Source organism: Vibrio sp. 10N.222.47.A9, from assembly GCF_963872585.1.
In the GTDB taxonomy this organism is placed as follows: Bacteria; Pseudomonadota; Gammaproteobacteria; order Enterobacterales; family Vibrionaceae; genus Vibrio; species Vibrio splendidus.
Genome location: NZ_CAWNBB010000051.1, coordinates 64054 through 74802 on the forward strand (window position 1 = coordinate 64054; position 10749 = coordinate 74802).

At 42.7% G+C, this 10749-nt stretch carries 9 protein-coding genes; 7 read left to right on the plus strand and 2 right to left on the minus strand.

The window, feature by feature from the left end:
- Position 1: 1 nt before the first annotated feature.
- The 6 genes from ispF to rpoS all read left to right on the plus strand — a co-directional run bounded on the left by ispF (position 2) and on the right by rpoS (position 5025).
- Complete coding sequence (gene ispF / locus AACT19_RS16560) at positions 2-481, plus strand: 2-C-methyl-D-erythritol 2,4-cyclodiphosphate synthase (RefSeq protein ID WP_029406469.1); 480 nt, start codon at positions 2-4, stop codon at positions 479-481.
- 22 nt (positions 482-503) lie between these two features.
- Positions 504-1550 (plus strand): tRNA pseudouridine(13) synthase TruD, encoded by a 1047-nt coding sequence (truD, locus tag AACT19_RS16565; RefSeq protein ID WP_076647456.1) that lies wholly within the window; start codon positions 504-506, stop codon positions 1548-1550.
- 76 nt (positions 1551-1626) lie between these two features.
- Positions 1627-2370 (plus strand): 5'/3'-nucleotidase SurE, encoded by a 744-nt coding sequence (surE, locus tag AACT19_RS16570; RefSeq protein ID WP_076647458.1) that lies wholly within the window; start codon positions 1627-1629, stop codon positions 2368-2370.
- Positions 2371-2997 (plus strand): protein-L-isoaspartate(D-aspartate) O-methyltransferase, encoded by a 627-nt coding sequence (locus AACT19_RS16575; protein ID WP_004735402.1) that lies wholly within the window; start codon positions 2371-2373, stop codon positions 2995-2997.
- A gap of 34 nt (positions 2998-3031) precedes the next feature.
- Positions 3032-3946: a murein hydrolase activator NlpD gene (gene nlpD, locus AACT19_RS16580; RefSeq protein ID WP_076647461.1), complete on the plus strand. Its 915-nt coding sequence runs from the start codon at positions 3032-3034 to the stop codon at positions 3944-3946.
- Between the two features lie 98 nt (positions 3947-4044).
- A complete protein-coding gene (rpoS, locus tag AACT19_RS16585) occupies positions 4045-5025 on the plus strand; it encodes an RNA polymerase sigma factor RpoS (protein ID WP_076647463.1) in 981 nt (326 codons plus the stop codon).
- A gap of 157 nt (positions 5026-5182) precedes the next feature.
- On the opposite strand, the gene mutS is transcribed toward rpoS, so the two are convergent.
- Positions 5183-7768, minus strand: coding sequence for a DNA mismatch repair protein MutS (gene mutS, locus AACT19_RS16590; protein ID WP_076647466.1), 2586 nt, complete (start codon positions 7766-7768; stop codon positions 5183-5185).
- A 174-nt stretch (positions 7769-7942) separates the two neighbouring features.
- On the opposite strand from mutS, the gene AACT19_RS16595 reads away from it, so the two are divergent.
- A complete protein-coding gene (locus AACT19_RS16595; RefSeq protein WP_076647469.1) occupies positions 7943-9277 on the plus strand; it encodes a tyrosine-type recombinase/integrase in 1335 nt (444 codons plus the stop codon).
- A 54-nt stretch (positions 9278-9331) separates the two neighbouring features.
- Here the strand turns inward: AACT19_RS16595 and AACT19_RS16600 are convergent, their stop codons facing one another.
- Positions 9332-10594, minus strand: coding sequence for a hypothetical protein (locus AACT19_RS16600; protein WP_083717889.1), 1263 nt, complete (start codon positions 10592-10594; stop codon positions 9332-9334).
- Positions 10595-10749: the final 155 nt, after the last annotated feature.

The following is a 10749-nucleotide window of genomic DNA, read 5'->3' on the forward strand; positions in this document are numbered from 1 at the left end:
GATGATTCGTATTGGCCATGGCTTTGATGTACACAAATTTGGTGGTGAAGGCCCGGTAATTATTGGTGGCGTGAGCGTCCCTTATGAACAGGGTCTTATCGCACACTCAGACGGTGATGTTGCCCTGCACGCATTATGCGATGCTTTACTGGGTTCAATTGCAGCCGGTGATATTGGTCGTCATTTTCCTGATACGGATGATGAGTGGAAAGGCGCAGATAGCCGCGAATTACTGAAAGATGTTTACCGTCGAGTAAAAGAGCAAGGTTATGTGATTGGTAATGCAGATATTACTATCATGGCGCAAGCTCCAAAGATGGCTCCTCATATAGACTCTATGTGCCAAGCCATTGCTCAAGATTTAGAAACAAGTATTGGCAATGTGAATGTAAAAGCCACGACTACCGAGCGTTTAGGTTTTACAGGTCGCAAAGAGGGCATCGCATGTGAAGCGGTGGTCCTAATTACTAAAAGTGCGTAAGCACCAACACGAAAAGAACAGCATGTCAGATATTTTATCTTCATTGGCTTACCTAAACGGTAAACCAACTGCGAAAGCAAAACTAAAAGCAAAAGCCGAACACTTTGTCGTTAATGAAGACTTGGGTTTTGAGTTTACTGGTGAAGGCGAGCACTTAATGGTGCGTATTCGTAAAACTGGTGAGAACACGAGCTTCGTAGCAAACGAACTGGCTAAAGCGTGTGGTGTTAAGTCGAAAGACGTGAGCTGGGCTGGTTTGAAAGACCGTCATGCTGTAACAGAACAGTGGTTGAGCGTGCATCTGCCAAAAGGTGAGCCTGACTTTTCTGCTTTTCTCGCACAATACCCAAGCATTGAGATCTTGGCGACAGCACGTCACAACAAAAAGTTACGTCCAGGCGATTTAGTTGCCAACCAATTCGAGCTAACTTTGTCTGAAGTAACGGATTGTGATGATGTGGTAAAGCGTTTAGAAAAAGTCGCTCAAGTGGGCGTGCCAAATTACTTCGGTGCTCAGCGCTTTGGTAATGAAGGTAACAACTTATCTGAAGCTCGTCGTTGGGGGCGTGAAAACGTTCGTACGCGTAATCAGAATAAGCGCAGCTTGTATCTTTCTGCGGCTCGTTCTTGGATTTACAACTTAATTCTTTCCGACCGTATTGAGCAAGATGCGTTTGCGTCGGCATTGGTTGGCGATATTGTCGTGAAAGACGGCGCTCAATTAGCGGTAACAGCGGATAACATCGAAGCGGTAAACCAAGACATCGCGAACGGCTCTGCGTTTATTACTGTTGCTTTAGCAGGAGATAATGCGTTACCGACGACGGATGCCTCTCAAGCTTTAGAGCAGAAGCACCTTGATGCTGAACCGGATCTAATGGCTCTTATTTGTGGCAACCGTATGCGCCATGATCGCCGCGAAGCTTCGCTGAAGCCGATGGGTTTAGCGTGGGAAGTGAACGAAGACAATGTCACTCTTAAGTTCTCTCTCGATGCAGGTTGTTTCGCAACCGCTATTGTTCGTGAATTGGTTGAAGAAGTTCACGTAGAGAGAAGCTACGAGCAATAACGATTCTGCTTGGAGCGAAGTCACTTGATATCGGAAATTAAGTGACTTGGCATTGGAACAAAAGAAAGGATACAAGATGAAGATTTTACTCAGCAACGATGATGGTGTGCACGCTCAAGGTATTCATGAGCTGGCCAATGAATTACGTGATCTTGCTGAAATTATCATTGTTGCACCTGACCGTAATCGCTCGGGCGCTTCAAATTCATTAACTTTAGAACAGCCTTTACGTGTTCAAGAAATTACCGAAAATACATATTCGGTACAAGGAACACCGACCGACTGCGTACATTTTGCGTTAAATGAACTGCTAAAGAATGATATGCCTGATCTGGTATTAACGGGTATTAATCATGGTGCTAACTTGGGTGACGATGTGCTTTATTCAGGTACAGTGGCAGCCGCAATGGAAGGGCACTTTTTAGGCGTTCAATCGGTGGCGTTTTCTCTGGTGGGTAAAAAACATTTTAAGACAGCGGCGGTCATTGCTCGTCGTATCGTCGAACAACATTTAGCAAACCCAATCCCAACCAATCGCCTGTTAAACGTCAATATCCCTGATTTAGCGTTAGAGCAGTTGCCTGGTACTCAGGTAACACGCTTAGGTGCTCGTCATCATGCTGAAGATATGATTAAGCAAAAAGACCCACGAGGTCATGATATCTATTGGCTTGGTCCTCCGGGAAAAGAGCAAGATGCCGGTGAAGGCACGGATTTTTACGCTATCGAGCATGGCTTTGTATCGGTAACACCATTACAAGTTGACCTGACTGCCCACGAGTCGTTGGGTGCGATGACAACATGGTTAGAGGAGAAGTAAGTGAGTAATCCGCATGCAGAGCGCTTAATTACTTTTCTGATTGAAAATGGCATTCAGGATCAAAAGGTTCTTGATGCTATTTATCAACTGCCGAGAGAGAGCTTTTTATCACAGGCGATGTATCATCAAGCTTATGATAATAATGCGCTTCCTATCGGACAGGGCCAGACGATTTCTCAGCCGTACATTGTTGCTAAGATGACAGAGTTGCTAGAATTACAGCAAGATAGCCGTGTTTTAGAAATCGGAACCGGCTCAGGTTATCAAACGGCGGTCTTGGCTCAACTGGTTGATCATGTGTATTCGGTTGAAAGAATTAAATCATTGCAATGGGATGCCAAGCGTCGTCTTAAACAGCTCGATTTCTACAATATTTCAACTAAGCATGGTGATGGCTGGCAAGGGTGGTCTTCGAAAGCCCCTTTTGATGCGATTATCGTAACTGCTGCCGCAGAGTCGATTCCTCAAGCGCTTTTGCAACAGCTGAAAGATGGTGGTCGCTTATTGATTCCTGTTGGTGATGACGAACAGCAATTGTTGAAGATTGTTCGCCATGGTGACGAGTTTTTATCGAGTGTTATCGAGATGGTGAGATTTGTACCTCTCGTCCCTGGTGAGCTAGCTTAATAAAAGACTAATGGTGTAGGTGGATAGAGAGTCGATGCGTTCGAAGTTGTTAAAAGGAAGTACTTTATTGCTTAGTTGTGCACTTGTTGGGTGTGCGGCGAATTCACCTGCGCCCGTTTCAAGCCTAAACAAGAATTACTCATCGATTGATCGTGGTAGTTATCGCGGCAGTTACTATGAAGTAAAAAAAGGCGACACCCTTTACTTCATTGCTTATGTCACCAATAAAGACGTTAAAGACCTCATCGGTTATAACAAACTCGCTGCTCCTTACACTATCCACCCGGGGCAGAAGCTTAAGTTGTGGCGCCCGAGTTACAATGCGCCAGCGTATGGTAAATCAACAGTAGCGGTTGCAGCCGTTGCTGCGCCTGTCGCGGCATCCACAACTTCATCTGCGGCAAGTAAACCGAAAACTACGCCGCAGAAGAGTAAAAACTCTAAACCTACTCCAGCTCAAACTACCACCAAAGTGGTGAAAAAAGATCCACCAAAGAAGGTTGAACAATCCAAATCAAAGGAGTATGTTGGTTCTAAAGGTAAACAGAATGTTACACCGTCCACCAAACCAACAAGTGATAAAGTATCCAAATGGTTATGGCCAACTAAAGGGAGAGTAATCAAGAATTTCTCTGTAGGCGAACAAGGAAATAAAGGCATCGACATAGCAGGACAGCGAGGTCAGCCAATAGTATCTACTGCAGGGGGAACGGTTGTTTATTCGGGTAATGCACTACGAGGCTACGGCAATCTAGTGATTGTGAAGCACAATGATAATTACTTAAGTGCATACGCGCATAACGACCGACTATTAGTATCTGAAGGGCAAAGTGTGAAACCAGGGCAGAAGATTGCAACTATGGGAAGCTCTGGAGCCAGCAGTGTTAGGCTGCACTTTGAGATTCGTTACCAAGGTAAATCGGTTAATCCAAAACGATATTTACCTTAAATACAATATGCAAAAATTACGTATTGTATGGAGTGACATAGTCATTTAGCGACATATCAAGTTGTGATGTCATGCTAATTTCGCCAGGGGGAGGCGTTATGAGTATAAGCAATACAGTAACCAAAGAAGAGTTCGATTTTAACCAAGCAACCACGGAACCGGAAGCTCTTGGAAAAGCAAAACGAACAGTCAAAAAGAAAACCGAAGCGAAAGAAGAAGTTGAAGTTACGTCTAAAAGTTTAGATGCTACCCAGCTTTATCTAGGCGAAATCGGTTTCTCACCACTACTAACCGCTGAAGAAGAAGTGCTATATGCACGACGAGCTCTACGCGGTGATGAAGCAGCACGTAAACGCATGATCGAAAGTAACCTGCGTTTAGTGGTAAAAATTTCACGTCGTTATAGTAACCGTGGTCTTGCACTTCTTGATCTTATTGAAGAAGGCAACCTAGGTTTGATTCGCGCCGTAGAGAAATTTGACCCAGAACGTGGTTTCCGCTTCTCAACTTACGCGACATGGTGGATTCGTCAAACCATTGAACGTGCGTTAATGAATCAGACTCGCACTATCCGTTTGCCAATCCATGTTGTGAAAGAGCTGAACATCTATCTGCGTACCGCAAGAGAGCTATCACAAAAACTTGATCATGAGCCAACGGCGGAAGAAATTGCTTCTAAGCTAGATAAGCCTGTTGGTGATGTGAGTAAGATGCTTCGTCTAAACGAAAGAGTGAGCTCTGTTGATACGCCAATTGGTGGTGACGGTGAGAAAGCACTGTTGGATATTATTCCAGACATCAACAATTCAGATCCTGAGGTTTCAACTCAAGATAGCGATATCAAGAACTCGTTGATTTTCTGGCTTGATGAACTGAATCCTAAGCAGAAAGAGGTGCTTGCACGTCGCTTTGGACTACTGGGTTACGAACCGTCAACACTAGAAGAAGTAGGCCGTGAAATTAGCCTGACTCGCGAACGTGTTCGTCAAATCCAAGTTGAAGGTCTTCGCCGTCTACGTGAGATTCTTATCAAGCAAGGTCTGAATATGGAAAATCTGTTCAACGTAGAAAATGACTAAATGAACTGATGATGTTTCTTTAAATAGAAGACAAATAAAAACGCTGACTTTAAGTCAGCGTTTTTTTGTTTGTGGCTTTTGTATTTCATGTTGCTGACTTAAGCGACAGTACAAAACGACAATAGCAAGCGATAATAACAAGCTACTTGGAAAGAGACTAAAGCAACTTCTTCAAACGATAGAGTTCTTCTAACGCTTGGCGAGGAGTTAAATCATCAGGGTCAACATTCGCTAGTGCTTGTTCTACTTCACTCGGTTCAGGTATCAGGCTCAGTTGGTTAGCGATATCAACGCCGCTTGGCTTTGATGTCGGAGAGTCGATACTCAATGCTTCTAACTGAGTCAGCTTCGCGCGTGCATTTTTGATTACCGCTTTCGGTACACCAGCTAAACCTGCAACCGCGAGGCCGTAAGATTTACTTGCTGCACCTTCTTGAACTGCGTGCATAAAGGCAATGCTGTCACCGTGTTCTACCGCGTCTAGGTGCACGTTAGCCAGTGTTGGAAGTTGGTTAGGCAGCTCAGTTAGCTCAAAGTAGTGCGTTGCAAACAGTGTCATCGCATTGATTTGATTGGCTAACCATTCCGCACTTGCCCAAGCCAATGACAAACCATCGTAAGTACTGGTACCACGACCGATTTCATCCATTAACACTAGGCTATTTGGTGTTGCGTTGTGCAGAATATTCGCGGTCTCTGTCATCTCAACCATGAAGGTTGAACGACCCGAAGCTAAATCATCCGATGCACCAATACGCGTAAAGATACGGTCGATAGAACCAATCGTCGCGCTTTCTGCTGGAACATAACAACCAATATGAGCCATCAGCGCAATGAGTGCGGTCTGACGCATGTAGGTCGACTTACCACCCATGTTTGGACCTGTGATGATCAGCATCTTACGTTGATCGTTGAGGTCGATAGGGTTAGCAATAAAGGGTTCGTCCATCACTTGTTCAACTACGGGGTGACGACCAGCCTGAATTTGTACACCAGCAGACTCTGTCATTGTTGGACGACAGTAATCAAGGGTGTCTGCACGTTCAGCTAAGTTTTGTAGAACATCAAGCTGAGACACTGAAGATGCAATGTTTTGTAGTCGCTCTAGATAAGGCAGTAACAAATCAAACAACTCTTCCCACAACTTCTTCTCGATAGCTAGGGCTTTCGATTTAGAGCTGAGAACTTTGTCTTCGTGCTCTTTCAGCTCAGGAATAATGTAACGTTCTGCATTTTTCAGCGTTTGGCGGCGAACATAGTGTGGTGGCACAAGATGGCTTTGTCCGCGGCTTACCTGAATGAAGAAACCGTGGACGTTGTTGTAGCCAACTTTTAGCGTGTCGATACCGTGACGTTCACGCTCTTCTTGCTCAAGCTTATCCAGAAACTCAGTTGCACCTGCAGCAAGGTCGCGCCATTCATCTAGCTCGGCGTTGTAGCCTTCTGCTATCACACCACCATCGCGGATAACCACGGGTGGGTTCTCTTTGATCGCACGCTCAAGCAGTTCAGATACTTCATCCACAGGCGAAGCATACTGAGCAAGCTGAGTTAGATATGGGTGTTTAAGTTGCGTTAGCGTTTCAGCAAGCTCTGGTAGGTATTCCATCGCTTGGCGAAGTCGTGCCATATCACGAGGACGTGCAGAACGAAGGGCAAGACGCGCAAGAATACGCTCGATATCACCGATCTGTTTCAGCGTTGGTTGTAACTCTGTAAACAGAGCCAGATCTTTCATCTCACCAATCGCATCTAGGCGTTGATCAAGAGCTGAAATATTACGCATGGGTTGATGTAACCAACGCTTAAGCATGCGGCTACCCATCGCGGTTGCGGTATGATCGAGTACTTCGGATAGGGTGTTATCGGTGCCGCCACTAAGATTTTGGGTGATCTCCAAATTACGGCGAGTAGCCGCATCAAGGATCACAGAATGATCTTGCTTATCCATTGTGAGTGAACGGATATGCGGAAGGGCAGTACGTTGCGTATCTTTAACGTATTGGATCAGACAACCCGCAGCGCATAAACCTAGTTTTGCGCTTTCAACACCAAAACCAACTAAGTCACGAGTACCAAATTGTTGATTCAGTTGCTGCTTCGCTGTATCTAATTCAAATTCCCATACGGGGCGACGGCGATTGCCATTACGACTTGCCATCAAATTTACAGGTTCGAAATCTTCAGGGAATAGCAGTTCACGTGGTGACGTTCTTTGTAGCTCTGCCGCCATTGCTTCTTCGGTTTCCGGCTCACATAGTTGGAATCGACCAGAAGTAATATCAAGCGTCGCGTAGCCAAATTTACCATTGTGGTGGTAAATGGAGGCTATAAGGTTATCAACACGCTCAGAAAGCAATGCTTCATCCGTTACAGTTCCCGGTGTCACAATTCTTACGACAGCGCGATCAACCGGGCCCTTTGAAGTTGCTGGATTACCAATCTGCTCACAAATCGCTACGGACTCGCCCAACTGCACTAACTTCGCAAGGTAACCTTCCACGGCGTGGTATGGAACGCCCGCCATAGGAATAGGCTCACCGTTTGAAGAGCCACGCTTGGTTAGCGAAATATCGAGGAGTTGAGAGGCTTTCTTAGCGTCATCGTAGAAAAGCTCGTAGAAATCTCCCATGCGGTAGAACAGCAAAATTTCTGGATTTTCTGCTTTTAGTTTTAGGTACTGCTGCATCATAGGAGTATGTGATGCTTTTGTGGTGTTGTTTTTAGTGGCTTTTTTTGGCATTTAGGTACCATAAATCAATAAGTTATGAATTGTCGGGATCTTCAACAAGTCCCACTAAGTATCAAAGGATTTCATTGCAGCGCGATCATTAGTGTAGGTAAAAGTATAGTTTTTTTATTTCCTATACTAGATAATACAATCGCCGCACAATATTGCGATAAGGGACCCCGATAAATGGCTGAGAAGAAGAATATCAAATCTATAACGAATAAGACACTTGAGGCGCTAACGGCTAAGAAAGGTGTCTTGTCTGATACTGGAGAAAACCGAGGGCTAAGAATAGCCTGTGGAAAGACGGGCAGGAAAACTTTTACCTATCGTTATAGAAGCCCAGAGTCAGGTGGTAAACTTGTACAGATTAAGCTAGGTACCTTCCCCGATATGTCACTTGAGCAAGCTCGCATTAAGCTTCGAGAAATGAAGGCTATAAGAGATCGAGGAATATGTCCAAAGGCTGACTTAGAAAGACAAGAACAAGAGCGGCGGAAGTTAGTAAAGGCTGAGCGTGTTAATAGCATCACCATTAAAGATGTGATCGATCATTACTTAGAAAATTATATTCAAGACAGATTTACTTCTTCTGGTGGAGTGATCGCAGGAGCTCGTAAGGCAAAAGGACAAAAAGAAGTTAGACGAACCTTGTATGTTGATATTGTCAATATACTTGGGAACAGATCGGTTATGGAAGTCGGAAAAAGTGATATCACACATTTAATTCAAGGTATCATTGATAGAGGGGCGTCAGTACAAGCAGGCTCTGTATTACGAGAGCTATCCAGTGCCTATGAGTATGCTATTGGTATGGATTATCTCCCTGAAAACTTTGTCAATCCAGCGCTGTTGGCTATAAATAAGTTTAAGAAGAGTAAGGTTAAGCTGACTAATAATAAAGGTAAGAGAGTGTTAGACCATTCTGAATTATCTAGATTTATCAAGTGGCTGCCGAATTCGAGTTTTTCTAAAAACATAAGAGGCATTCTCCGTATGACGCTATGGACTGGCTGTCGTACTGGAGAGATTTGCTCCTTAGAGTGGCAGCAGATTGATTTTGATAAGAACACCATTTATTTAACAGAAACAAAAAATGGTAACTCTCGTTATGTTCAGCTGCCTTCTCAAACAGTGCAGTGGTTGCGTAAATGGCGAGAGGTAAAATCATACCCTCAGTCTATCTATGTTTTCTCTTCCTCAAAAGGGCGCTCACACGTGGTACAAAAGCAACTAAGTCAGTACACATGGCGAATGCGCAAAGACGGGTTAATGATTGATATTCCGCTTTGGACTCCTCACGATCTACGACGAACAGTACGAACGGAATTAGCACGTATGGGATGCCCTACGGGAGTTGCAGAAGCAGTATTAGGGCATAGTGTTAAAGGCATCGAGGGAACATATAATTTGCATCGCTATGAAGCTGAGTGTCGGGAGTGGTTACAGCGCTGGGCTAATGAATTGGATGTTATTGTAAGTGGCGATTGTAACGTTTTTCAATTTCCTGAGGTTGTATAACTGTGTCAGTTAAAGGGGAGAAGGTCGCCATTCTCCCTTTGAAAGGAATACGCATTAGCCTTTTTCTTGACTCTTTCCTAGCTCTAAATCGATCATCTCTTTTAGCTTCACCTTGATTTGGTTTTTAGACTGGTCTCCTGCAATTTTGGTAAGCTTAGACCAATCATCTTCACTAAATGTTAGCGTTCTCTCTTCTTTACTAATTTTATTCCCCTTGTTATTGAACACTCTTTTTTTTCTATTAAATTTTTCGGTTAGTGTTTCTTCCAGTTTTGTAAATTCCTCTGGTTCCGTAGTAGCGCAAAGCACATCAAAGATACATAAAATGGATTGCTTTTTTTTATCGGTGTTCTCTGTTAAGGAGAGAGCTACTTTTGGGAATTCCTTGGTTAGGCTACGGTAATACCATTCTATTAAATCGCTATTACTTGTTTTAAAAATATTTTTATTCGTATTTATTCTATGAAAAATCATAGTATAAATTTCTTCTAAATCTTGAAGTAGTTCATATGTTCTCTCGCGTTTTCTTGAGCTGATTGATGTGACGATGAAATCTAGAGTGCTTATTATTCTTTTGTAAGTTGAGGTGCTTTTGTTTGGGCATATTTTTGTTAAAGGCTTAAGATGATTGACCTCACTTAATATATCTTCTAGCTCTTTTATAGGTTTTATAAGTTCTCTTTTTGTTATGTCGGTATTTAAATTATCTTTAGGTTCTTCAAAAGATAATTTTATTACAGGGTAACAAATATTAGTAAAATCATTTTTATATATTGCATGAATCATTACAAGGAAAAAGTAAATGGCTCTAGGTTGTTCATGTAACCAGCCAATATAATCATCAAGTTCATTCTTTATATTTTTAGAAAGTGAAAAAATATCATCAATAAAATTACCCAGCAATTCTAATTCTTCTTTGTTTAAATTTCCAGAGTCTAAAATCTCCCTATCTATATTTAAATTCTCACAAATGTATTCTTTTAATAAGAACTCTAGTTGGGTTTTGTTACGATCATTTAAGTCTTTTGTTTTTCTATTGTTATTTCGTCTAGTTTCGATAATGGTTATATATTTTCTTAGGTCTTCTATCGTCGAATTTCTTATTAATTCCTGGTAGCGTTTATGAATCATTTTTACTCGCGTTGATTTTTTCTGTTGGTATGTGGTGAGAAATATATCATATCTCGGAGGTTTTTTTGGTGTGTTATGGTTGGTTTTTGGTTGGTTTATTGTGGTTTTTGTGTGGTTTTCTGGTTTTGTGACTTTAGAGTGACTAGATGGTTTCTGTTGGAAAGTTGATGTTAGAAAAATCAACATGACTAACTGAATATTATACTACCTTAAAGTTTTTATTTTTTGAAGGGGGGGGAAATTAATTAAGATAACTTCGGAGTGGTTTTGGGTTTTTAAAAATAGTAGAAAGGTTGTTTTGAGTGATTTTGTTTGAGGAGTGATTCTATGAAGAAGAGTTG